16 protein-coding genes and 1 tRNA gene are annotated in these 22,853 nt (G+C 65.3%); 10 read left to right on the top strand and 7 right to left on the bottom strand.

What is annotated here, in order from left to right:
- Positions 1-107 precede the first annotated feature (107 nt).
- Positions 108-184 (top strand) — tRNA-Met (locus ABIC17_RS15800).
- Positions 185-276: 92 nt separating this feature from the next.
- Here the strand turns inward: ABIC17_RS15800 and ABIC17_RS15795 are convergent.
- Complete coding sequence (locus ABIC17_RS15795; RefSeq protein WP_354283360.1) at positions 277-657, bottom strand: winged helix-turn-helix transcriptional regulator; 381 nt, start codon at positions 655-657, stop codon at positions 277-279.
- Positions 658-749: 92 nt separating this feature from the next.
- Between ABIC17_RS15795 and ABIC17_RS15790 the strand changes: the two genes are divergently transcribed.
- Positions 750-1,811 carry an SDR family oxidoreductase gene (locus tag ABIC17_RS15790; RefSeq protein ID WP_354283358.1) on the top strand — a complete coding sequence of 354 codons (1,062 nt, stop codon included), beginning with the start codon at positions 750-752 and terminating at the stop codon, positions 1,809-1,811.
- Positions 1,812-1,844: 33 nt separating this feature from the next.
- Here the strand turns inward: ABIC17_RS15790 and ABIC17_RS15785 are convergent, their stop codons facing one another.
- The 3 genes from ABIC17_RS15785 to ABIC17_RS15775 all read right to left on the bottom strand — a co-directional run bounded on the left by ABIC17_RS15785 (position 1,845) and on the right by ABIC17_RS15775 (position 5,454).
- On the bottom strand, positions 1,845-2,165 hold the full coding sequence (locus ABIC17_RS15785; protein ID WP_354283356.1) for an HNH endonuclease: 321 nt from the start codon (positions 2,163-2,165) through the stop codon (positions 1,845-1,847).
- 77 nt (positions 2,166-2,242) lie between these two features.
- A complete protein-coding gene (locus ABIC17_RS15780; protein WP_354283354.1) occupies positions 2,243-2,971 on the bottom strand; it encodes a CE1 family esterase in 729 nt (242 codons plus the stop codon).
- Between the two features lie 293 nt (positions 2,972-3,264).
- Positions 3,265-5,454 carry an ATP-binding protein gene (locus ABIC17_RS15775; RefSeq protein ID WP_354283352.1) on the bottom strand — a complete coding sequence of 730 codons (2,190 nt, stop codon included), beginning with the start codon at positions 5,452-5,454 and terminating at the stop codon, positions 3,265-3,267.
- Between the two features lie 301 nt (positions 5,455-5,755).
- On the opposite strand from ABIC17_RS15775, the gene ABIC17_RS15770 reads away from it, so the two are divergent.
- The 3 genes from ABIC17_RS15770 to ABIC17_RS15760 all read left to right on the top strand — a co-directional run bounded on the left by ABIC17_RS15770 (position 5,756) and on the right by ABIC17_RS15760 (position 10,422).
- Positions 5,756-6,079, top strand: a complete 324-nt coding sequence (locus tag ABIC17_RS15770; protein WP_354283350.1) for an STAS/SEC14 domain-containing protein — start codon at positions 5,756-5,758, stop codon at positions 6,077-6,079.
- Positions 6,080-6,188: 109 nt separating this feature from the next.
- Positions 6,189-8,954: a methyl-accepting chemotaxis protein gene (locus ABIC17_RS15765; protein WP_354283348.1), complete on the top strand. Its 2,766-nt coding sequence runs from the start codon at positions 6,189-6,191 to the stop codon at positions 8,952-8,954.
- Positions 8,944-10,422, top strand: coding sequence for a chemotaxis protein CheW (locus ABIC17_RS15760; RefSeq protein WP_354283346.1), 1,479 nt, complete (start codon positions 8,944-8,946; stop codon positions 10,420-10,422). The genes ABIC17_RS15765 and ABIC17_RS15760 overlap by 11 nt, the downstream gene beginning before the upstream one ends.
- A gap of 9 nt (positions 10,423-10,431) precedes the next feature.
- Here ABIC17_RS15760 and treF read toward each other — a convergent pair whose 3' ends face one another.
- The gene (treF, locus tag ABIC17_RS15755) at positions 10,432-12,075 is read right to left on the bottom strand and encodes an alpha,alpha-trehalase TreF (protein WP_354283344.1); all 1,644 of its coding nucleotides are present in this window, start codon (positions 12,073-12,075) and stop codon (positions 10,432-10,434) included.
- Between the two features lie 223 nt (positions 12,076-12,298).
- Here treF and ABIC17_RS15750 point away from each other — a divergent pair, with 223 nt between their 5' ends.
- From ABIC17_RS15750 to ABIC17_RS15730, 5 genes are all read left to right on the top strand, one after another.
- Positions 12,299-12,796, top strand: a complete 498-nt coding sequence (locus ABIC17_RS15750; protein ID WP_354283342.1) for an RNA polymerase sigma factor — start codon at positions 12,299-12,301, stop codon at positions 12,794-12,796.
- Positions 12,793-13,872 carry a FecR family protein gene (locus tag ABIC17_RS15745; RefSeq protein ID WP_354283340.1) on the top strand — a complete coding sequence of 360 codons (1,080 nt, stop codon included), beginning with the start codon at positions 12,793-12,795 and terminating at the stop codon, positions 13,870-13,872. The genes ABIC17_RS15750 and ABIC17_RS15745 overlap by 4 nt, the downstream gene beginning before the upstream one ends.
- Positions 13,873-13,941: 69 nt before the next feature.
- A complete protein-coding gene (locus ABIC17_RS15740) occupies positions 13,942-17,220 on the top strand; it encodes a TonB-dependent receptor (RefSeq protein ID WP_354283338.1) in 3,279 nt (1,092 codons plus the stop codon).
- A gap of 113 nt (positions 17,221-17,333) precedes the next feature.
- The gene (locus ABIC17_RS15735; RefSeq protein WP_354283336.1) at positions 17,334-19,667 is read left to right on the top strand and encodes a beta-N-acetylhexosaminidase; all 2,334 of its coding nucleotides are present in this window, start codon (positions 17,334-17,336) and stop codon (positions 19,665-19,667) included.
- Positions 19,664-21,805 (top strand): alpha-L-fucosidase, encoded by a 2,142-nt coding sequence (locus ABIC17_RS15730; RefSeq protein ID WP_354283335.1) that lies wholly within the window; start codon positions 19,664-19,666, stop codon positions 21,803-21,805. The genes ABIC17_RS15735 and ABIC17_RS15730 overlap by 4 nt, the downstream gene beginning before the upstream one ends.
- On the opposite strand, the gene ABIC17_RS15725 is transcribed toward ABIC17_RS15730, so the two are convergent.
- Together ABIC17_RS15725 and ABIC17_RS15720 are read right to left on the bottom strand one after the other, a co-directional pair.
- Positions 21,795-22,142 carry a hypothetical protein gene (locus tag ABIC17_RS15725; RefSeq protein WP_354283333.1) on the bottom strand — a complete coding sequence of 116 codons (348 nt, stop codon included), beginning with the start codon at positions 22,140-22,142 and terminating at the stop codon, positions 21,795-21,797. The two genes, ABIC17_RS15730 and ABIC17_RS15725, sit on opposite strands and share 11 nt — an antisense overlap.
- Complete coding sequence (locus tag ABIC17_RS15720) at positions 22,132-22,731, bottom strand: 3'-5' exonuclease (protein WP_354283331.1); 600 nt, start codon at positions 22,729-22,731, stop codon at positions 22,132-22,134. The genes ABIC17_RS15725 and ABIC17_RS15720 overlap by 11 nt, the downstream gene beginning before the upstream one ends.
- Positions 22,732-22,853 lie beyond the last annotated feature (122 nt).

Genomic DNA, 22,853 nt, shown 5'->3' with positions numbered 1-22,853 from the left:
GGAAGAGTAGGTCGTCGCCAGGCATTGAAGCCGGTGAGCAGCAAATTCGTCTCGTATCCATAAGAACCCATTCACATGTCATCTACCCTCGTTCCTAACGGAACCGTCGCGGGGTGGAGCAGCCCGGTAGCTCGTCAGGCTCATAACCTGAAGGTCACAGGTTCAAATCCTGTCCCCGCAACCAAACGCTAAACGACAAACGCCGCCCTCACGGGCGGCGTTGTCGTTTGTGCTGGATACCGAGAAATCTACGGCCTTCTCAGTCGACACATTGTGTTAGACACGCCGCGAGCTCGCGCGGGGCTGCAATTCATCGAGTGCGTCGGCATTGTCGCGACCCCAGCCGTAAAGCAGTTCGATCGGTTCTACGAAACGCTGCCCCAGATCGGTCAGACGGTATTCGACCATCGGGGGTAACGTGCTTTGCACGTGTCGGCTCAGCAACCCGCTGGCTTCGAGGTCGCGAACGGTCTGGGTCAGCATTTTCTTCGAAATCCCCGGCAGGCTGCGCTGCAACACGCCGGTGCGCGCTGTGCCGCCGTGCCGCGCGTGGAGCGTGTGAAGCACCATACTGGTCCACTTGGTCGCGAAAAGTTCCAGCACGCGCCGCGGCGCACAATCCTCGCGCCATTCCGCGTCGGGCGTTCCCGGTTGCATGTGGTTACCTCCTGGTGCCTGGGGACGTGAATGGTGCCGTCTAGAAGCACAGGCCATCGCTGCCTAGCTCTGTCCGAACACAGGAGATATGTATGGCGAAGACGGCATTGGTAGTGGGCGCGAGCGGGATCGTTGGCAGCGCCACGGCGCGCTTGCTGGTCGAACAAGGCTGGACCGTACACGGGCTGGCGAGACGCCCGGTGAATCAGGCGGGCGTGCAACCGGTCCCTGCGGATCTGCTTGATGCGGATGCAACAGCGACGGCGCTGCGCGATCTCGATCCGGATGCGGTGTTCATCACCACGTGGCTGCGGCAGGACAGCGAGGCGGAGAACATCCGCGTCAATTCGGCAATGGTGCGCAACCTGCTCGACGGGCTGCCCAAGCCCAAGGGACCACGCCACGTCGCGCTCGTCACGGGTCTCAAGCATTATCTCGGGCCGTTCGAAGCGTATGGCAAGGGTGCGCTGCCGCAAACGCCGTTCCGCGAGGAGCAGGGGCGGCTCGATGTCGAGAACTTCTATTATGCGCAGGAAGACGAAGTGTTCGCCGCCGCCGCGCGCGACGGTTTCACCTGGAGCGTGCATCGCCCGCATACGGTGATCGGGCTGGCGGTTGGCAACGCGATGAACATGGGGACGACGCTCGCCGTCTATGCGACCCTGTGTCGGGAAACGGGGCGTCCGTTCACCTTCCCCGGTTCGGCGGCGCAATGGTCCGGGCTGACAGACATGACCGACGCGGGGCAGCTTGCCCGGCAGTTGCTGTGGGCGACCGAAACCGAGGCGGCGCATGACGAAGCGTTCAACATCGTCAACGGCGACGTTTTCCGGTGGCAATGGATGTGGGCGCGCATTGCCGACTGGTTCGGTGTCGAGGCAGCGCCGTTCGACGGCACCGTGCGGCCGCTCGAACAGCAGATGGGGGACGATGCGGGCTTGTGGCGCGAGATCGCCGCGCGCGAGGGGCTGGTCGAGTCCGACCTGGATCGTCTCGCGTCGCCGTGGCACACCGATGCGGACCTTGGCCGACCGATCGAAGTGGTGACGGACATGGGCAAGAGCCGCCGCTTGGGCTTTACCGCCTATCAGCCGACCGACGACGCGTTCTTCGCGCTGTTCGAGCGGCTGCGCGCCGATCGTCTGATCCCGTAAGGCTGGGCCTGCCGTTCTCACCCCCGCGCGTGCCTACCGAAGATCCGGTCGCCGCGTGGGGGCATGGAAATCCGGCGGCTTGTCAGCGATCCAGCGCAGGAAACGCCCGATGTCCGGGCGCGTCTTCAGGACATCCAAATCCGCGAAATCCGCGGCGAGGTCGCGGTTCGACACACAGGCGTGGATGATCCGATGGCAGATCGGATGCACCGGCACGACCTCGGTACCGCCGCGGCTCTTGGGGATACGGTGATGCCATTCGACTTTTCGGCCCAGCGCGCGGTCGCAGAGCGCGCAGCGTTCGGGGTCAGTGGCGGCAATCGCTAAAGCTTCGGCCTGTTTCAGCCCGATCATCCGCTTTACACGTCCACCCATCGACCAAAGATGGTGACGCGGGATTGCACTGCCAAGCCATTACCCAACGTTTGAAATCAGCGTGTATGCCGGGACAGGAACGCCCACATCGCTTCGTTGTCGACGACCGACCAGCTGTGTTTGCCGCCGCGCATTACGCGCGCGGCGACGGTCACATCGCCGTCGCAGCGGGCATAGCCCTGTTCATACACCGCGGCCCCGAGATTGCGCGCATACGGTTCGCTACAGTGGTTCAACGCCGCCCACCGCTGCAGGGCGACGGTTTGAGGATACTGCCAATAGGGTGCGCCGCCCCCGGTGATCGGGTTGGTCGTGTCGGCATCGCCCGAAAACGCCAGCACGGGTAGCGGCGTGGTGGGGCGGCAGCTCGCAGGATCGGCCCGCGAACGGTCTGCCGCGAGCGGGCGTCCGGCGCGCAATCCGACGACCGGGGCGATCGCGGCGAAGCGGCGTGGGACAACGCACCCGAGCAACGACGTCATCCGCCCTCCGCCAGACAATCCGGTTGCGTAGACACGTTTGACATCGACGCAGCCGGTCGCCGCCAGCCGGTCGATCAGTCCGGTGAGATAGGCCACATCATCGCGCGCGTCCTTGCCTGGCAGTGCGCCGGTGACGGTCGGCACACCGGGGATGTTCCACACATAGCCCCGCCCCGCGGCGATCCCGCCATTGGGAGAGACGACGACAAAACCGTGCGCATCGGCAGTCGCCGCGAGACCGCTTTCGCGCAGCATCTCCGCGCCGGTGCCCGTGCTGCCATGCAGCAGAATGACGAGCGGCATGGGGCCGACTTTGCTGCCCAAGTGGATCACCCCACGCTCAGGCAGGGCATCGAGAGCATCGATGCGACACTGGGCGAAGGCGGCACTGGCACTGAAACAGGCACAGAGGGCGAGCACAAGGCGGAGCAAAAGCATGATGCAAGCTTATGCCGCCAGGATGCGTATGCCTAGCACCGGGGATGATCGCCGCACCGTAACGCCCTTCGGTCGTCGTCCCCGCAAGCTTGATCCCGTGGCGATGCGGGGTTCGGCCTGTGAACGGCGTAGCTCTAACCCCGGTCGCCGTATGCTGGTCAGACGCTCGCTACCGCGCCACCTGATGTCGTCACGCGGCGGAACGCTTTGCTGAGCGCGTCGATCGAATAGGGTTTACGCAACAACTCGAACTCGCCGGCACCCTCCTTGGACAGGATCTCGCTATAACCGCTGGTCAGGATGATCGGCATTGCCGGGTCGTGTCGCCGAATCTCGTGCGCGAGCTCTATGCCGTTCATGCCGGGCATCATCACGTCCGAGAAAACGACATCGAACCGTTCGATCGGTTGCGCCAGGCGATCGAGCGCATCGCGGGCATTGCGCGCCAGCACGATTCGATGGCCAAGATCCCGCAACGCCGCGACCGCAAAGTCGCCGACTTCGGGGTTGTCCTCGACGACCAGAATACTCAGCGATATCGCGGCCTCGCGCTGGATCAAGACCTCGGCAGCTTCCACCGGGGCCACGTCATGTTCGCGCGGCAGGAACAGCGTAAACGCCGCCCCCCGGCCCAGTTCGCTTGTCACCACCACCTCGCCGCCCGATTGCTTGGCGAACCCGAACACCTGCGAAAGCCCCAGGCCCGTTCCGTGCCCAACACCCTTGGACGTATAAAAAGGCTCGAAAATTCGGTCGAGCAGATCGGGGGCGATCCCGGTACCGGTATCGGTGATCGCGATCGCGACCCAATCGCCAATCCGTTCCTCATGACCGCGGATCGCAGGAATACGGTCGCTAGGCTCCACCGTGATCGTCAGCCGGCCTTCCTGCTGCATCGCATCGCGTGCATTGACCGCCATGTTGACGATCGCGGTTTCGAACTGGCTGACATCGGCGTTGGTGAAGCACGGCACGGACGGCGAGTGCAGGTCGACCGCGATCAGCGCCCCCGCCAGCATTTCCATCATGTCGTTGAGCCCGCGGATCGTGGCGCCGACGTCGAAGATCTCCGGCGTTAGCGACGACCGCCGCGCAAAAGCGAGCAACTGGCTGGTCAGGTTCGCCGCACGGTCCGATGTCTCGGCGATCGCGTCGATATAGCGGTCGCGGCGGGTCTCGTTGAGCCCGGGTCGGCGTAGCAATTCGGTCGATCCACGGATGACGGTCAGCAGATTGTTGAAGTCGTGCGCGATTCCCCCGGTCAGCTGTCCGAGCGTTTCCATCTTCTGTGCCTGCCGCAAGGCGTCGTGCGCGCGAGTTAATTCCTCGGTGCGCTCGGCGACCCGGCGTTCGAGCGTACTGTTGACGTCCTGCACAGCCGCGAACAGCCGCGCATTGTCGATCGCGATGGCTGCCTGCGCCGCAATTCCGCTCAGCAGCCGCTCGTGCCGTTCGGTAAAGCGACCTGGGGCGGGATGCCCGAACAGCAACCCGCCAAGCACTTCGCCCGATCGCGAGACGACCGGTGCTGCAAGATAACTGCGCACCGGAAGATGCCCAAGCGGCATCCCGTTGTGCGGCGCGTTGCGACCGTAGCGCGGGTCGGCGAGAATATCGTCCGAGCGGAACACCCCTTCGTTACGGAACGTCGGCCCGAACACCGCGGTCGACCGCGGACGACCCAGTTTCTCAAAGTCCCCGCGGGACGCGCCCGACAATGTGTAGAGATGCAGACGTTCGCCGGTCTCGTCCATCAGGTTGTGGAAATAGGCACCGAAACGCGCGCCGGTCAGTTCGACCCCCGCATCCGTGACCATCTGTACCAGCGGTTCCTGGTCGAGTTCGGCCGCCAGCGCGGCACCTGTACGGTTGAGGGTTTCGAGCGTCTGCGTTTCCGCAATCAGGCTCTGTTCCATCGCTACGGCGGACGTCACTTCGATCACCGTGGCGAGCACGCCCGCGGGATGTCCGTCGGGGGCCATCACGGGGGCGTAGCTCAGGTCGAAGAAGACCTGCTCGGGCGCGTCGTTCCGAAACAGCGTGATTTCCTGCCGCGAAAAGGTCAGGGCGCGACCCGCCAGACATTGCTCCAGCACATTGCCGTTGAACGCGGCGGCTTCCGGCCATGCGTCCCTGACCCCCCGGCCCAGGATTGCGGGATGGCTGCGTCCCGCAATCGATGCGTATCGCGCGTTATACAACAGGATACCGTCTTCGTCCCACATCAACGCAAGCGGTAGCGGAGACTGTAGAAGGATCCCTGTAGCGACCTGGAGATGTGGGGGCCAGCTCTCCAGCGGGCCGAGCGGCGTCTCGGCCCAGTCATGCGCTGCGATCAACGCCGCCATGCGATCTCCACTATGGAGGAATCCCGGCACGCCGTGCATTCTCGAAGGCTCCGCATATGATTGAAGGTTGAATTGGGCTCCCTCAACCAACGACGCTCGGCGAAGATGCACTGCAACGACCTTTATCACTCGCCTCAAGCGAAAACCACCGTCGCAGTCCCACTACGGCACGATGCCGGTGCATTCCGTGGAGCTTCGCGCAGGTCAAGGATACGGCATTTTAACAGAAAATCGGCGATACGGCGGTATGCGAAAGGCAACATGGTCCGTCACGTCCGACCCCGCTCGGAAGCTCCTGCATATGACGATCGCAGGGTTCTTTACCCCCGATGACGTCGCTGGTTTCCAAAGCGCCGTTGCGAGCGAGATTGGCAGGTTACGGCCATTCTTGCGCGGTGAAGCGCATGTCACGCTGTGCGACACACGCGGCGTCCAGATCCAGTCGCAGGAGGCGGTCGCGGCGTTTGCCGATATGCTCGCACATCCGGCAGCGCGATCGCGTCGCCTGGCGTATGTCGTCGACGCCACGCTCGCGCGGATGCAGATCAAGCGGCTGACCGCGCGCGACGACGCAGCGTATTTTCCCGATCCCGCCGCGGCAGAGGCGTGGTTGTTCCAGGCATAGCCGACGCTACGCCGACCCAACCCGCCTCCGCATAAATTCCGACGGGACCCTGCGACCGGGCACCGCCCCGCCGCTGCTATAATGGCAGCGAAGCTTTGCGGAGGGTCGAATGTCGGTCGAAGGGGTGGTGGTCGAATTGAGTGCACGGGCGGCAGCCGTGCTGGCCGAAGACATGGTCGTGATCAGTTTCGACAGCGACGGTGTGCTGATCGAAGCGAACGCAACGGCCAACGCCGTGCTCGCATCGTTCGAGCGGCCGATCACCTTCGCCACGGTCTTCCCGCAGCATGTCGACACCGTCGCAAGCGATGCCGAGACCAAGGTGGCGGTTGCGGTCGAAGGCGTAGTTGCCGACGAACACGGGCGTCATCTCCACATCCAGGGTAGCATCGGCACACTGTCCGAGGCGACGGGCAAGCGCGTCTTCATGGGGTTCGTTCGCGGCGACGACTCGCCCGAAATCGCGTTACTGCGACATCGCTTCGACGCGATCAACGGGGCGCTGGCGATCTGCCAATACTCGCCCGAAGGTATTCTGCTCGATGGCAATGCGCGCTTCTTTGCGCTGACCGGGCTTGCGCGCGATACGCTGGTCGGACGTCCCTTCGATGCGCTGTGGACCGTGGAGGAACGCGGACAGCGTGATCCCGCGACCTATTGGAACCGGTTCGCGCGGGGTGAACCCGATACCGTCATTCGTCGCTATACCGCCGATGTCACGCATCCGGTGTGGGTCCGCGAAATCTTTGTGCCGACCTTCGATGAAGCCGGGCATCTGCTTTCGGTGCTGAGCTACGCCTATGACATCACCGCGGATCATCAGGTGGCGGTCGATAATCAGGGGCGGATGACCGCGATCAACCGCGCCTTCGCGTTGATCGAGTTCGATCTTTCCGGCCGCGTCGTCTCGGCCAACGACAATTTCCTGTCGCTGATGGGCTATACGATCGACGAGATCCTGGGGGAACATCACCGCATCTTCTGCGAGCGCGACTATGCGCAGAGCCCGGCGTACCGACAGTTCTGGCAAAAGCTCGGCAACGGGGAAATCGACCAGGGGGAATATAAGCGGATCTGCAAGGACGGCAGCGAAGTCTGGATCCAGGCGTCGTACAACCCGATCCTGGCGGCCGACGGTCATCCGATCGGCGTCGTGAAGGTCGCAACGGACGTGACCGAACAGCGGCTTGCGATGGTCGAGGCGGCGGGGCGGGCAGCCGCTATCGATCGCGCGCAGGCAGTCGTGGAATTCGACCTGTCGGGCAAGGTGATCGATGCCAACGCCAATTTCCTGGCGGTGATGGGGTATGACCGTGAGGCAGTGATCGGCCAGCCGCACCGGATGTTCTGCGACGCGGGCTACGCTGCATCCCCCGAATATGCCGATCTGTGGGCGCGTCTGCGGAACGGTGAATTCGTCAGCAACGTGTTCAAGCGCATTGCCAGTGGCGGGCGCGAGGTGTGGATCCGGGCAACCTATAATCCAATTCTCGATATTGAGGGCAATCCGCGCAAGATCGTCAAGTTCGCTTATGACATCACCGACCAAAAGCGCCGGGACGTCGAATTCGAAGGCCGCGCGCGCGCGATCGACCGCGCACAGGGCATCATCGAATTTGCGATGGACGGGACGATCCTCGATGCCAACGCCAACTTCCTGGCGCTGACCGGCTATACCCTCGATGAGATCCGCGGGCGGCACCATCGGGTGTTCTGCGACACTGCCACCACCCAGTCGGAAGCCTATGCCAATTTCTGGGAAAAGCTCGGTCGGGGCGAATATGATGCCGGCGAATACAAGCGGCTGACCAAGACGGGCTCCGACATCTGGATCCAGGCGACGTATAATCCGATCTTCGATCTCAACGGCAAGCCGATCAAGGTCGTCAAGTTCGCGGTCGACGTGACCCAGCAGAAACTCGCCGCCAACGATCATCAGGCAAAGGTCGACGCGATCAATCGCGCGCAGGCGGTGATCGAATTCGATCTCGATGGAAACGTGCTCTGCGCCAACGAGAATTTCCTGCGCACCACGGGATATTCGCTGCGCGAGATCACCGGGCAGCATCATTCGATGTTCTGTTCGCCCGACTATATCCGCAGCCTCGAATATCGCGACTTCTGGCTCAAGCTTAACAAGGGCGAGGTTCATTCGGGGCGGTTCCACCGTATCGGCAAGTACGGCCGCGATGTGTGGATCCAGGCGACGTACAACCCGGTGTTCGATCTGCGCGGCAATCCGATCCGCGTCATCAAATATGCGACGGACGTGACCGATCAGGTCCAGCTCGAGCAGCAGATCGAGTCGTGTTCCAAGGGGATGACGGGGCATGTCGGCGCGCTGATGCAATCGATCAACGCAATCACCCAGGCGACCGAGACTGCAACCGAACTTGCCGGCCATACCCGCCAAGATGCCGAGGTGGGGCATGCCGCGCTGATGGGTGCGATCGAAGCGATCGACCTGATTCAGAAATCGGCCTCTGGTATCGCGGAGATCGTGTCGGTGATTGGTGAGATCGCGGGGCAGACCAATCTGCTCGCTTTCAACGCTGAAATCGAGGCTGCACGCGCAGGAGACCATGGCGTGGGCTTCTCAGTCGTCGCCGGCGAGGTCCGCAAGCTTGCTGAACGCAGCTCGACCGCGGCGCGAGAGATCAACCGCCTCGTCGATGAATCGCTCGAGCGGATCCTCAAGGGCACCGAACGCTCCAAGGAAGCGACCAGCGCGTTCGCCGGAATCGTCGGTTCGGTCCACAAGACCGGCGACGCGATTGACGCGATCGCCAAATCGACCACCGTCCAGGACGATGCGTCCGCAAAGGTCGTCGATCTGATCCAGACGCTGTCGAAGGCGACCGAGCGTGCTGCATGAGGCCAATACGCTGGCGGACGCCCCTGTAGCGCTCGCGCTCGCTCAGTCCGAAGCGGCCGAACGGCGGACCGCGCAGGCTGGTCTGTACGGCGCGGTGGTCGTTCGTGGGCTGACCGTCGCGGTTCCGATCGCGGCGATCCGCGAGGTCGTCCCGCGCCCGGCGGCGCTGCTGCCATTCCCCGGGACGCGCGACGATATCGTCGGCGCGATCGACTTGCGCGGGGCGCTCGTGCCCGTGCTCGATCCGGCCGGTCTTTTCCGCACCGGCGACACCGCGGCCTGCCCTGTCATTCTGGTGTTGCGTCATGCCGGTCGCGTGATCGGCATGATCATTGAATCGATCGTCGGCGTCCTGTCGCTCGACCCCGCGGACCTGACCTATCTCGATATCGGCGGGGACGGCGGTTCGCCGAAACTGCTCCAGGCGGCGTTCGTCCAAGGCGACATGCGCGGCATGGTGCTCGACGTCGAGGCGCTGGCCGCGCTGGAGGCGATCCCGTTCGCGGTGGAACGATCGCTGGTGGCAACGCGGCAGGCGGGCGTCACGAGCGGCTTGCCGACGCTGCTGTTTACGGCGGGCGGCGTACGGCTCGGGCTGGCGGCACATGCCATTGAGGCGTCGGTACCCGAACAACGCATCGTGCCCAGTCCGATCGAGGACGAATTGTGGCTCGGGTCGCTGATGCACAACGGGCACCGCGTTCCGGTGATCGATACCTTGCGTTTCCTGGGACTGGGGGCGGGGCGCCGCACCGAACGCGTTGCTGCGGTGATCGTGCGGTTGCCGTGCGGGCACCGGGTTGGGCTGCAGATCGACGCGGTCGACGACATGCTCCGGGTCCGGCCCGACGAGATCAAGCCGCTGCAACAGTTCATGGTCGGAAATTACGGCCTGTTCGCGGGGTTATACGGCGTGGCCGCGCCGACCTTGCTGCTCGATCCGGAAGCGGTGCGGGCGGACGTGCGGCTGGGCATGATCGGTCGGCTGTGTGGCCGGGACGACGTGCCGTCCGCGACGACCGACGAACGCCGCGCGACGCTCGAGGCGTTCCTGCTGGTGCGGCTCGGCCAGCAGCGCCTGGCGTTGCCGATGGAGCAGGTCGAGGAGATCATCGCAACCAAGCCGACCGGCAGCGGGCTGGTCGATCACCAGCAGGCGATTGCCGACTTTATCGTTCACCGCGGTCGTGCGGTGCCGTTGATCGACCTGAACCTGGCGCTCGGATTTTCAGACGAAGCGGCGATCGCGGCCTTCACCGTGCTAACTTCGGCGGATGGCAATCAAGCGGGGTTCATGGTCGACGAACTATGCGCGGTCGAGCGATCGGCGGTGCAACGGTTGCGCGATGCCGGGTCGGCCAAGGCCGTGGGCCGCGTCGCCGCGACGATCCGCACGCCGGAGGGTGCCTGCTCGATCGTCGACTTGCGCAGTCTCGTCAGGAGCTTGTGCACGCTCCCACCGTCTTGAGGGTCCCCCTCATGATCTGGGGCGTGCGCGATCCGCACCGCTGGCGCAGCGCGTAGCGACGGGTGGCGCGCGGTCGAGCAGCGCACGGGTGACGCCATTGGTCCAGCCGAACCCGTCCTGCACCGGATATTCGCCGCCGCCGCCCGCGCCACCGGTATCGACGTCATATTTCTCGACCAGCCGGCCGGTACAGGCGAACACCCCCGATACGGTCCCCACCCATCGCGCCGCGATCGTATCTGCCAGCGCACGCTCGTCGTAGCGATCCAGCCCCGTCACCGCGATCCATTGGAGTGGTGCCCAGCCGTTGGGTTCGTCCCATTGTTGCGGGGTCGCAACGGTCGTGGTCGCGATCCCACCGCGCCGAAGCAAGCGCGTGGAAACCGTCTTCGCGACGGCTTTCGCCTGATCGCGACTGGCCGTGCCGACGAACAACGGCATCAGCGTGGCGGCGGTCAGCTGCCCGGTGCGCCGTCCAGTGCGCCAGTCCAGGTCCTCATAGGCGCTCGCTGCGGGGTCCCACAGATGCGTTGCGATAGCGGCGGCGCGTGCCTTGGCCTGTCGGTCAAAATCCCGTGCGCAGGCAGTGTCGCGCCGCCGCGCACAGCCCTGCGCGATCGCCTGTTCCAGCCCGAACAACAGGCTGTTGAGATCCACCGGGGCAAGCGCTGTTGTCCGGATCGTGGCGAAGGTCCTGCCGTCGGCGAACCAGCGCGAACTGAAATCCCATCCACTTTCGGCGGCGGCGCGGATGTCACGGTACACCGCCCGCGGGGATCGCCCGGTTCTTGCCGCAAGCGCGACATCCTCAGCATAGGATTCCTCGCGCGGCGTATCGCGCGCATCCCAATAGCGATTGAGCACCGCACCGTCGGCAAGCCGCACGACATGCGCGGTTGCCGAACCGGGCCGGAGCGTCGCGGCGCCCTGCATCCAGAAACGGTGTTCGGTCCGCAAAGCGTCGAGATAGCGCGCATAGGCAGTCGGCTTGTCCTCGGACAGCAGCCCGACCATCAAATACAGGAACGGCGGTTGCGAGCGCGACAGATAATAGCTGCGGCTGCCGTTGGGGACATGGCCGTAGCGCCGCACCATGTCCGCGAAATTGTCGACCATCGCGGTCGCGTCGGCGGTGTGCCCATCGCGGACCAGCCCGAGCATCGTGAAATAGCTGTCCCAATAATAGATCTCGCGAAACCGTCCGCCCGGGACGACATAGCGGTGCGGTAACGCCAGCGCGGATGCATAAGGCGATGGTGCCAACGGCGGACGCATCAGCTGCGGCCACAGCGCCGCAATATGCTCGCGCACCGGCAGCGGCGGGATCGTCACGGTGGCGCGTGACTCGGGCAGCGCGAATTCCCGCAACACGAAGCGGTGCAGGGAAGCCGCGTCCAGGGGCCGTTCGCGGCGATAGGCGGCCATGATCGCGGCAGGGGCGCGGCGTGGTACCGCATCGGCGAAGGTCTTGCCATCGGGGAACAGTCGCAGCGTCTGAACCCGGACGAACAGCTCGCCGAACAAGTCTGCAGGGGAGGGCGTAGCAGCCGGGGGTGCCCGACTTTCCGCCGGTTGTGCCACCCGTGCGCTGGCCGCCAGCGACGTCGACACGCCTGCGAGCAGGAGGAGGATCGTGTAGACAAAGCGCCGCATGCGATTGATGTTATACGCGTTTTGCGACAGCATGAAGCCCGGACATGGGCGCGGGCGGTTGAACTGGCAGGTTCCGTCCGGCAGGGTCGCGGTCAGCGACGGAGCGGATTGATCATGGCGTCCCACGACGCGAACCCCGAACAGATCGATCCGCCGCAGCTGAGGCTTTCGACCGCCCGCGCGTCTTGGGTAGATGGCGACGGAACGTATGCGATCCAATGCGATGTCTGAAGACCTGCGGGCACTGTCCCGGCGGTTGCGTCCGGCATTGATCGCGTTCTTTACGCGGCGGCTGCGGGACCCTGCGCTGGCGGAGGATCTCACGCAGGATCTGTTCTGTCGCCTCGCCGCCAATCCCGCGCGGGATAGCGCCAATCCGGAAGCGTATGTCTTTCAGATCGCGGCGAATCTTGTCCGGGATCATTACCGTCGCGAGACCGTTCGTGGTCGCTATCGACGGATTGCCGAACTCGCGGATGACCGGGAGATCGATCGGATCGACGCGGAACGCACATTATCGGGTCGCGAAAACGTCGGTCGCGTTGCTGCTGTCCTCAATACCTTGCCAGAACGGACCCGGAATATCTTCATTCTCTACCGGCTCGAAGGCATGCAGCGCAAGCCGATCGCGGACGCGTTCGGGATATCGGTCAGTGCAGTGGAAAAGCATATCGCCAGCGCGATGCGACTGTTGCTCGAGGAACTGGGTATGCCGCAATGACGCTCGACTGGAAGCGGGAGCGCTCGACCCTCGACGATGACGCGGTGCTGTGGTGCCTGCGCCTCAACGAAGGCCTGGCCAACGAACGCGAGCAGGAGGACCTGCGCGCGTGGCTTGCGGCCGATCCCGCGCGGCGGCACCGGCTCGATGCGATCACGGCCTTGTGGGACGGGATCGAGGACGATGCCCATGCCCCCGAGATGCTTTCGCTGCGGCATGCGGCGCTGACGGCGATGGAACAGGCGGGTCGGCGCGGCTGGACTTGGCCGCGTCGTATGCCCTGGGTCGGGATAGCGGTGGCGGCGATGCTGGTTCTCGCGATCAACGTGGTGTTCTTGCTGCGGGACCCGATGACCTATTACACGACCGGGATCGGCGAACGTCGGGTGGTGGCGCTGGCCGATGGGTCGACCCTGTCTCTGGATGCGGACAGTGCGGTGTCGGTTCGTTTCCATCGCAATCGCCGCGATCTGACGCTCGATCGGGGGCGCGCTGCCTTCAGAGTCGCCAAGGATCCGCTGCGGCCGTTCGCGGTGACCAGTGGCACGCACGTCGTGGTCGCGACCGGGACGGAATTTACGGTCGAGAAACTCGCGAACGAAGTCCGTGTCGCCTTGGTGGAGGGGCGGGTCGCGATCTTGCGGACGGTGCCGCACGGGCATGCGGTTCAGCTGGCGCACGTCGGCAAGACGACGGAGCCCGCCGAGCAGGCGCTTACCCCGGGGCACGAACTGATCCTAACGAATGGGCGCGCGCTGGGGGCGTTGCGGGCGAGTGCCGCCGATGTCGGATGGGAAGCCGGGCAATTGTTCTTCGCTAACGAACCGCTCGGTGTCGCCGCGGAGCGGGTGAACCGCTACAGCGTCGGCAAGCGGATCGACGTCGCGTCGGACGTTACCGGCATTCGCGTGAGCGGGGTGTTCAACGCAGGCGACGTGGATGCTTTCGCGCGTGCCGTCGCGACCGTCTTTCCGGTCCGCGTCCGCAACGACGGGGAGCGCCTACTCCTCAGTGCCCCGAGAAAAATCGATGCCAATGCCGGCCAAAATGGAACCAATTCGAGAAAAGTAAATTAAAACATAATACCTGCCTGAGCATTATACCCAGTCCCGCGTCATACCTCTGTAACAAAACAAGAGGGGCGTATGGCGTACAAAGTCGGTTTGGCAGCACTGCTTGCACGGGGCAGTATCGCAGCGATCAGCGTCGCGGTGGCCCCTCCCGTATTTGCGCAGCAGGCGCTGGTGTCGGTCGATATTCCGCCGCAACCGCTCGGTCAGGCGATCCGCACGCTGGGTCGCGAAGCGCGTGTCCAGGTGGTGTTCGACGAGGGCCGGATCGGCAATCGCACCTCCCCGGCGGTCAGGGGGCAGATGACGCCCGGTATGGCGCTCGGCCGGATGCTGGCTGGGTCCGGCCTGACGGTCTCGACGACCGCGCAGGGCGTTTATGTGATCGGCGAACCCACCGTATCGATGATGCCCGCCAGCCTGCAGTCGACGCCAGCGCCGGCTGCCGCGCCCGAGGCGGCGCCTGCACCAGCGGCGGCTGCCCCTGCCACCCCGCCGGTCGACATCGTCGTGACGGGGACCCGGATCGTCCGTCCGAACCTGAAAAGCGCGAGCCCGATCACGAGCGTCGATTCCAACGAGATCCGCCAGCAGGGCGCAATCAACGTCGAGGAAGTGCTCAACCGCCTTCCGCAGGTGACGCCGGATTCGCAGCAGGCCTATCAGAACAGCAACGGCAAGCAGCGCGTGAAGCTGCGCGGGCTCGATTTCAACCGCACGCTGACGCTGATCGACGGCCAGCGGATCACCGATTCCGAAGCGGTCGATATCAACCTGATCCCCGTCTCGCTGATCAATCGCGTCGACGTGCTGACCGGTGGCGCATCGTCGGTCTATGGATCGGATGCGGTCGCGGGGGTGGTCAACTTCGTCCTCAAGAAGGACTTCGAAGGCCTGCGTTTGTCGAGCAACTACAGCTTCTTCCAGCATGACAACCGCGCCAATGCCTCGACCCCGCTCGCGGCGGCGAACGGCATCGCCACTCCCGCCGGGCTCGCCACCGATGGCGGGCGAGTCGATGTCAACGCGACCGCCGGGCACAATTTTCTCGACGGTCGGCTCAATCTCACGGGCTTCGTCGGCTATCGTCATGGGGACCCGATCTTCTTCCGCGACCGCGACACGTCGGGATGCCAGATCCAGCGCGCGGGGAGCGGCTATAACTGCCTGCTGACCGCGGCATCGCCCAACGGGACGATCACGCCGCTCAGCGGTGCGAATGCGGGGAAGAACTTTTCCAACCCCACGGGGACCGAGGGCACGTTCGTCGATGCGGCAACCGTTCCTGGCTATAGCAACAGCGCGGACCGCGAAGCACAGCGCGGCTACGATCGCCTGAACCTCGGCGGGTTCGTCAATTTCAAGGTGTCCGACGCGGTCGAGCTCTACGCGAACGTGCTCTATTCGCGCGATAAATCGCAGAACAGCTTTTACGGTCCGTACGTCCAGAGCTCGAACGCTTATGGATCGGCACCGTATCAGGTCAATTGCGACAACCCGCTGATGTCGGCGCAGCAGGCGCAAATCGTCTGCGGGTCGGCGGCGGGGAGCGGGGCGCTGGCGCCGGTCAACGTGCAATATGGCTTCCCGGGGCTTGGCGGCAATCGCTCGTCGGACACGTTCGACAACCGCAACTTGCGCATCGCGGGCGGCGTCCGCGGGGAGATTGCGGAAGGGATCAAATATGACGTCGGCGGCGTCTACGCCAAGAACCGCGCCTTGTGGATCACCGACGGCAAGCCGCTGTTCAGCAAGATCAATCGTGCGCTCGACGTGGTGTCGGTCGGCGGCGTCGCGACGTGCCGGTCGGTCGTCAACGGCACCGATCCGAACTGCGTTCCGCTCAACATCTTCGCGGCGGGGACCGGGAGCGCGGAATTGCGCGACTATCTGTTCGACGAGCGGCGCGCGATCAGTGACAATCGGACTGAGTTCATCGACGCCACCGCGAACCTGACGGTCGACCTCACCCGGTTCGGCATCGCCTCGCCGCTTGCCAAGCAGGGCTTGGCGCTTGCTTTCGGGGGAGAATATCGCCGGACCAACCAGAACAACACGATCAACGACCGGTATATCGACGTCTATGGCGGGCAGAACTATCGCGGGAGCCAGGACGTCCGCGAGGCGAACGTCGAGGCGCAGTTGCCGCTGATCGAAAAGAAGCCGTTTTTCGAGCTGTTACAGGTCAACGCCGGCTACCGCGTGTCCAAGTACAACACCAACAGACAGACCTTCCCGACCTGGAAGATCGAGGGCGTCTATTCGCCGGTGCGCGACATCACGCTGCGCGCCGGGCTCAATCGTGCGCAGCGCGCGCCGAGCATTTATGAGGGGAATCAGACGGTTGGGTTCACCAACTACAACGTCAACGATTTCTGCGCGCCGACGCTCAACGCGGACGGCACCCAAGGCGCGCCGCGCGGCAGCATCCAGGCATGCCGTGCGAGCGGGCTGCCCGACAATCTGTACAACAGCGCAACCCTATTGTGCCCCGACCAGATGTGTCGCCAGCGGACCGGCGGGTTCGAATTGCAGCCGGAAGATGCACGAACGGTCACGGCGGGGGTCGTTTTGACGCCGAGTTTTGTCCCGCGGCTGTCGCTTTCGGTCGATTATTACCGCATTCGCGTCAACCAGGTGATCGGTTTCAACTACGCCAACTTCGCGGTCGATGGCTGCGTCGCCACCTCGGACCCCTATTATTGCTCGCGGATCGTGCGCAATGCGGACGGCACGCTGTACGGCGCAGATACCAGTACCGCGACGGGGTATATCCAAGGTGGTACCACCAACCAATACCGCTTGACCGCCGAGGGGATCGACTTCTCGGGCCAATATTCGGTGCCGATCGGGGCGATTAAGGGCAAGGTCGACATGCTGTTCACGGGATCGCTGACGACCCAGTCGGGCGGGCAGGATTCGGTGATCACCCCGGCGCGCAACTGCGTCGGCTATTTCGGGCCACGCTGCGGTCAGCCGGTCCCGGCATGGACGCATATCGCGCGCACGACCTATACCAGCGACGGCGGCACGTTCGGTGCGTCGGTGGCGTGGCGCTTCATCGGGGGCACGAAGACGACGCTCAACAGCACGGAGCCCGCGATCGGGTCGACTGCGGCGGACCGCGTGACGCAATATACCAGCATCCCGGATTACAATTACATCGATCTGGCGCTGACCTTCTCGATCAAGAAGCAGATGGTGCTGACGTTGTCGGCGAACAACATCTTCGACCGGATGTCGCCGGTGATCGCCAACAGCTACGCCTTCGCGCTGTCACGCGGCAACACGATCCCGGCGCGCTACGATTCGCTCGGGCGGCAGATCTCGATCGGGGTGACGACCAACTTCTGATCCAAGTCCGGCATTCCGCCCCAAACGGCGGGGTGCCGGACCGTTTTGTACATGCCGCCGCGCGGGCGGGCGAGGGGACCGTTGCCGATGCCATCATTGTGGAGTCCGTTAGGATGATCCGGCGCATCCTGTTGCGCACCGCGATCGCGGTTGCGCTCGTCCAGGCGAGTGATTGCGCTATTGCGGCTTCGGGCAAACCGTCGGTCAAGCTGGTGCCGATGCCCGCCGCGATGACCGTCACCGCAGGGCAGTTCCGCGTCGCTTCCGGGATGGAGGTTTCGGTACCGACCGGCGACACGGTCGCCGATCGCGCGGCGCGGCGGGCGATTGCGATCGTTGCCCAGGTCCGTCACTTGCGGTTGACGATGCAGCCAGCGCAAGGGGACGCGGGTCGTCCTGCGGCAATCCGGTTCGAGCGATCGGGGACCGGCGACGGGGAAGCGTACCGGCTCTCGATCAAACGCGACGGGATCGTGGTTTCCGCGGCGAGCGACGCGGGATTGCGCAACGGCGCGATGACGCTCGCGCAGGTCCTGACGAGCGATGCGCGGGAAACCGACATGGTTGCGGTTCCGCTGCTCAACATCGCGGATCGGCCGCGGTTCGGCTGGCGCGGGGTGATGCTCGACGTCGCGCGGCACATGCTGTCGATCGCCGAGATCGAGCGGATCGTCGACCAGATGGCACAGCACAAGTTGAACGTGCTGCAATTGCACCTGACCGACGATCAGGGCTGGCGGATCGAAATCAAGCGCTACCCCGAGCTTACCCGGATCGGCGCGTGGCGCACTGGACCCTCGGCGGGGAGCGCCACAGACGCGCAGCGCTACGGCGGCTTCTACACGCAGGCCGATTTGCGCGGGCTCGTCGCTTATGCCGCGGATCGCGGGGTCACGATCGTGCCCGAGATCGACTTGCCGGGGCACGGTCAGGCCGCCGTCGCCGCCTATCCCGCGCTCGGCGTGCTGGGGGATCGCCCGCCGGTGTCGATCAACTGGGGGGTGAACCCCTATCTGTTCGATGCGAGCGACCGCACGATCGATGTCGTCAAGGCGGTGCTGGACGAGGTGATGGCGATCTTCCCATCGACCTACATCCATGTCGGCGGGGACGAGGCGATCAAGCAGCAGTGGCAGGCGTCCCCCGTGATCCAGGCGCGCATTCGCGAATTGGGGCTGAAGGACGAGGATGCACTGCAAAGCTGGTTCATCGATACGCTCGGCCGATATCTGGCGGAGCATCAGCGGCGGCTGATCGGCTGGGACGAGATCCTCGAAGGCGGATTGCCGCCGTCGGCATCGGTGATGTCGTGGCGCGGCGAGGCGGGGGCGGTGGCCGCGGCGGCGCAAGGGCATGACGTCGTGCTGTCCCCGTCGCCGACGATGTATCTCAACAACCTAGAAAGCGCGTCGGGCGACGAACCGCCGGGGCGGCTCGAGGTGCAGCCGTTGTCCGCTATCTATCGCTACGATCCGATGCCCGCGGGGATTGCGGCGGACCGCGCGCAGCATGTGCTGGGGGTGCAGGCCAATCTGTGGAGCGAGCATATCGTCGGACCCGCGCGGACCGAGGCGGCGTTGTTTCCACGCCTGTCCGCGCTGGCGGAGATCGGCTGGTCGCCCAAGGCGGCGCGGGACTGGCCGGGGTTTCTCGACCGTTTGCCCGCGCAACGCTGGCGCTATGCGCAGCAGGGGATCGCGGCGGCGGACAGCGCCTATGCGGTGACCTTCGCGCTCGCCGATCCCGTCGCGACCATGTTGCAGACCGGCAAGGCGCGCGTTGCGCTTGCCAATCAGGTCGACGCCGGGGTGATCCGTTACAGTGTGGATGGCCGCGCGCCGACGGTCCGTTCGCCGACCTATAGCAAGCCTCTGGCGTTGCGGGTCGGGGCGACCGTGCAGGCGCGGACCTTCGCGGTGGACGGCCAGCCCCTGTCTGCGATCCGGAGCTTCGACCTCAGCGAAGCCGGCTTGTTGACGCGCGACAACAGCCGGTTGCCTTTGTGCCTGCAGACCGCGGGGATCCGCTTGCGGCTCGCCGGGATGCCCGATCAGGAAGCCGCTTCCCCCGCCTATAACGTCAATCTGTTCGATACGTGCTGGCGCTACGACGCCGCGCCGGTCGGGGTTGCCAAGGCGATGACCGTGCGGCTCGGGCGGCTGCCGCCGATCTTCGCGCTCCGCGCCGACCAGCAAGTCCGCGTCGTCAAGCGGTTGAGCCCGGCGCGGTTCGGTACGCTGATCGCGCGGATGGGGACGTGCGAAGGGCCCGTGGTCGCGAGCGCCGCGATGCCGGACCCCGCCGCGAGCGACAACCGACCCAGTGTCACGGCCGCCATCCTGCTGCCACCGGGCGCACCGGTGACCGCCGACCTGTGCCTTATCACGATCCCGCCGGAAGGTGGCCCGATCTACGCCCTTGAATCCGTCCGGCTGATCCGCCGATGACCCGGGAGAAACTGATGGACCGGCCCAACCGCCACCCGATCGCCAATCGCCGCGAGACGCTGCTGCTCGCCGCCGGGACCGCCGGGGGGATGGCCTTGTCCGGCTGCACGACGCGTCCGTCGGGCCCCGAGGCTTACGGCGCGACGCCGTCGCCGCGGCAACAGGCGTGGCACCGAATGGAGCAGAACGCGTTCGTCCACTTCACGATCAACACCTTCACCGATCGCGAATGGGGCTATGGCGACGAGGATCCCAAGCTTTTCAACCCGACCGACTTCGACGCCGACCAGATCGTCGCGGTCGCCAAGTCGGCCAATCTGCGCGGGTTGATCGTCACCGCCAAGCACCACGACGGCTTCTGCCTGTGGCCGAGCGCGTTCACCGAACACAGCGTGAAGAACAGCCCGTACAAGGACGGCAAGGGCGACATCGTCGGGGAACTGGCGCAGGCGTGCAAGCGTGCGGGGCTCAAGTTCGGGGTGTATCTGTCGCCATGGGACCGCAATCATCCCGATTATGGTCGCCCCGCCTATCTCGTCTATTTCCGCAACCAGCTCCGCGAACTGCTGACGCGCTACGGGGCGATCTTCGAGGTGTGGTTCGACGGGGCGAATGGCGGCGACGGCTATTACGGCGGCGCGCGCGAAGTCCGCAAGATCGATGCGGTGCCCTATTATGACTGGCCCTCGATCATCGCATATGTACACGCGCTTCAGCCCGAGGCGTGTACCTTCGACCCCAAGGGCGCGGATCTGCGCTGGGTCGGGAATGAGGAAGGCGAGGCGGGCGATCCGTGCTGGGCGACGATGGACGACGGGCCGTTCACGCCCGAAAAGGGCAATAGCGGCGTGCGCGGCGGCGCGGTGTGGTGGCCCGCCGAAGCGGATGTCTCGACGCGGCACGGCTGGTTCTGGCATCCGCACGAAGATGGCGAGAGCCGAACCGCGGCGAATCTGATGAAGATCTATTTCGACACGGTCGGGCGCAGCACGGTGTTGCTGCTCAACTTCTCGCCCGACACGCGTGGCCGGGTCACCGACGAGGATGCGGACAAGGCGCGCCGCTTCGGCGATGCGGTGCGCGCGATGTACCGGGTCGATCACGCCGCGGCGGCGCGTGTGACCGCGAGCAGTGTTGACCGGGACACCGTGCGCTATGCAGGCGCGAATGTGCTCGATGGTCGTGCCGACAGCTTCTGGATGGCGGACGAGGCCGCGCATACGCCGACGTTGACGCTTGCGCTGGCGGGGGCGAAGACGTTCGACGTCGTCCGGCTTGCCGAACATCTGCCGCTCGGATTGCGGGTCGACCGGTTCGCAATCGATATCGCGCAAGCGGACGGCGCATGGCGCACGATTATCGAAAAGCGCGGGATCGGCGCGCAACGGCTAATCCGGCTGCCCGCGCCGGTTACTGCATCGCAGGTCCGCTTGCGGGTCGTTGCGGCGGCGGCGGCGCCTGCGATCACGCAGGTCGCCTTGTACCGCCAGCCGGTGTTGCTCGATCCGCCCGCGATCCTGCGCGATGCGCAGGGGATGGTGACGCTGGTCGCGGACACGCCGGGGCAATCGCTCGCCTATACGCTGGACGGCGCGGTGCCGACGGCACGGGCTGCGCGCTATACCGCGCCGTTCGCATTGCCGGATGGGGGCACGGTGCGGGCGATCGCGATCGACGCAGCCAGCGGGCGCGCCAGCGAAGCGGGTAGCCGCAGCTTCGACCTGCGCAAGAGCGACTGGCGGATCGTCGATGCCAGCGCACTGGAGGCGGAGCGTCTGATCGACGAGAACAACCGGACGGACTGGATCTCGCCGGTCACCGAGGATGCGCCGGCGCATGTCACGATCGACTTCGGGCGGAGCGTCACGGTGCGCGGCTTCGTCCTGAAACCGGCGTGGCACGCGCCACAAGGGGCGGGGGATCCGTCGCGCTGGTCGGTTCGCGTCGGGGATGCTGCGGATCTTGCGGGCGCTGCGGTCGAGACGGGCGAGTTCTCGAACATCGCCGCCAATCAGGCACCGCAGCGGCTTTCGTTCTCGCGGCCGCGCTCGGGGCGGTATCTGCGGATCGATTTCCCCCGCACCGCTGGCGGCGAGGTTCGCCTCGCGATCGCTGAGCTCGGCGTGATCACGCGGTAGCGGGTTCGTCCTCGGGGTGACCGAGCGATGCGAACCAGTCGGCATAGGGCGTGTTGCGCGCCATATGCCGGTTGAGGTCGGGGGCGCCGTCGTCCCACCAGACCGCGCCCCGTTCTCCCAGCGCGTGTTTCGCGCGGTCCACCTGCGCGCGGGCGGAGGCTTCCGCGTCCTTGTCGTGCGCGCGCCGTGCCACGCCGACCGCGCGGCGGGCGTCCATCAGCGCGTTGACGTGGCGCTGGCGTTCGGTGTCCGACAAGGCGGGGTTGCTCTTGCGCCACAACCGGCCGCGCACGACGAAATAGCGGCCGTCGGGGGTGGTCGGATACTCAGCCGCCACGGCGGAGCTCCGCCGCCAGGTGCAGCGCAGCGGCGCGCACCGCGCACCAGCGTTCGCGTTCCTCGACCGCATCCGCGAGCGCGCGGTGTTCCGGTGTGTGATCGGGCGCGCGGACGTCGGTCAGCGTGAGCAGATCCCCGACCGTGTTGGCTAGGTCGGCTTCCGGCACCAGCGGAGCGAGGATGGCGGTCGCGATTTCACGGTGCGCATCGTCGCTGTCGCGCAGGCGGAGCGTTCGCCGGTCCACACCCGCCGCGCGCAGCAACGCGCTGAGCCACTTGCCGTCCCAGGACGGTGCGCTCGCGAGCAGATCATGTCCGGCGAGTTCCTCGACCATCCGCGCCGCCACCACGTCATGCGGCGTGCCGTCCGCCAGCAGCGTTGCGTGCGGAATGTGGTGGATCGCTTCGGCGGCAGCGTCCCAGTCGGTCCATTCGGGCGCGGGACGAATGAGATGCGCTTCGGAACGCCCGTCCTCGAACACCCACGCCACCTCGATCGGGTAACTTTTCTTGGCAAGCGACGAGGCTTCGAAATCGAGAAAGACCAGCATCAAGCCCGAACGCAGGACCATGGCCAAACGGCCCATCGGCACAGGTCCGCAAAAGCGAAAGGCCGCCCCTTGCGGGACGGCCTTTCCATTGTCTTGCCAAAGCGGCGCAGCTCAGACGAGCGCGGCCTCCGTGGTGGAAGCCAGACCCATGAGACGTA

The sequence above is a fragment of the Sphingomonas sp. PvP056 genome, from assembly GCF_040549155.1.
GTDB lineage: Bacteria > Pseudomonadota > Alphaproteobacteria > Sphingomonadales > Sphingomonadaceae > Sphingomonas.
This window is presented reverse-complemented; position numbering and strand designations above follow the sequence as displayed.

What these genes read in the sequence shown, in the direction of transcription:
- ABIC17_RS15785 (WP_354283356.1), bottom strand. Translation starts at nt 2,165, where the DNA reads ATGATCGGGCTGAAACAGGCCGAAGCTTTAGCGATTGCCGCCACTGAC.
- ABIC17_RS15790 (WP_354283358.1), top strand. Translation starts at nt 750, where the DNA reads ATGGCGAAGACGGCATTGGTAGTGGGCGCGAGCGGGATCGTTGGCAGC.
- treF (WP_354283344.1), bottom strand. Translation starts at nt 12,075, where the DNA reads ATGCGGCGCTTTGTCTACACGATCCTCCTCCTGCTCGCAGGCGTGTCG.
- ABIC17_RS15730 (WP_354283335.1), top strand. Translation starts at nt 19,664, where the DNA reads ATGACCCGGGAGAAACTGATGGACCGGCCCAACCGCCACCCGATCGCC.
- ABIC17_RS15740 (WP_354283338.1), top strand. Translation starts at nt 13,942, where the DNA reads ATGGCGTACAAAGTCGGTTTGGCAGCACTGCTTGCACGGGGCAGTATC.
- ABIC17_RS15795 (WP_354283360.1), bottom strand. Translation starts at nt 657, where the DNA reads ATGCAACCGGGAACGCCCGACGCGGAATGGCGCGAGGATTGTGCGCCG.
- ABIC17_RS15780 (WP_354283354.1), bottom strand. Translation starts at nt 2,971, where the DNA reads ATGCCGCTCGTCATTCTGCTGCATGGCAGCACGGGCACCGGCGCGGAG.
- ABIC17_RS15735 (WP_354283336.1), top strand. Translation starts at nt 17,334, where the DNA reads ATGATCCGGCGCATCCTGTTGCGCACCGCGATCGCGGTTGCGCTCGTC.
- ABIC17_RS15745 (WP_354283340.1), top strand. Translation starts at nt 12,793, where the DNA reads ATGACGCTCGACTGGAAGCGGGAGCGCTCGACCCTCGACGATGACGCG.
- ABIC17_RS15720 (WP_354283331.1), bottom strand. Translation starts at nt 22,731, where the DNA reads ATGGGCCGTTTGGCCATGGTCCTGCGTTCGGGCTTGATGCTGGTCTTT.
- ABIC17_RS15770 (WP_354283350.1), top strand. Translation starts at nt 5,756, where the DNA reads ATGACGATCGCAGGGTTCTTTACCCCCGATGACGTCGCTGGTTTCCAA.
- ABIC17_RS15750 (WP_354283342.1), top strand. Translation starts at nt 12,299, where the DNA reads ATGTCTGAAGACCTGCGGGCACTGTCCCGGCGGTTGCGTCCGGCATTG.
- ABIC17_RS15775 (WP_354283352.1), bottom strand. Translation starts at nt 5,454, where the DNA reads ATGGCGGCGTTGATCGCAGCGCATGACTGGGCCGAGACGCCGCTCGGC.
- ABIC17_RS15765 (WP_354283348.1), top strand. Translation starts at nt 6,189, where the DNA reads ATGTCGGTCGAAGGGGTGGTGGTCGAATTGAGTGCACGGGCGGCAGCC.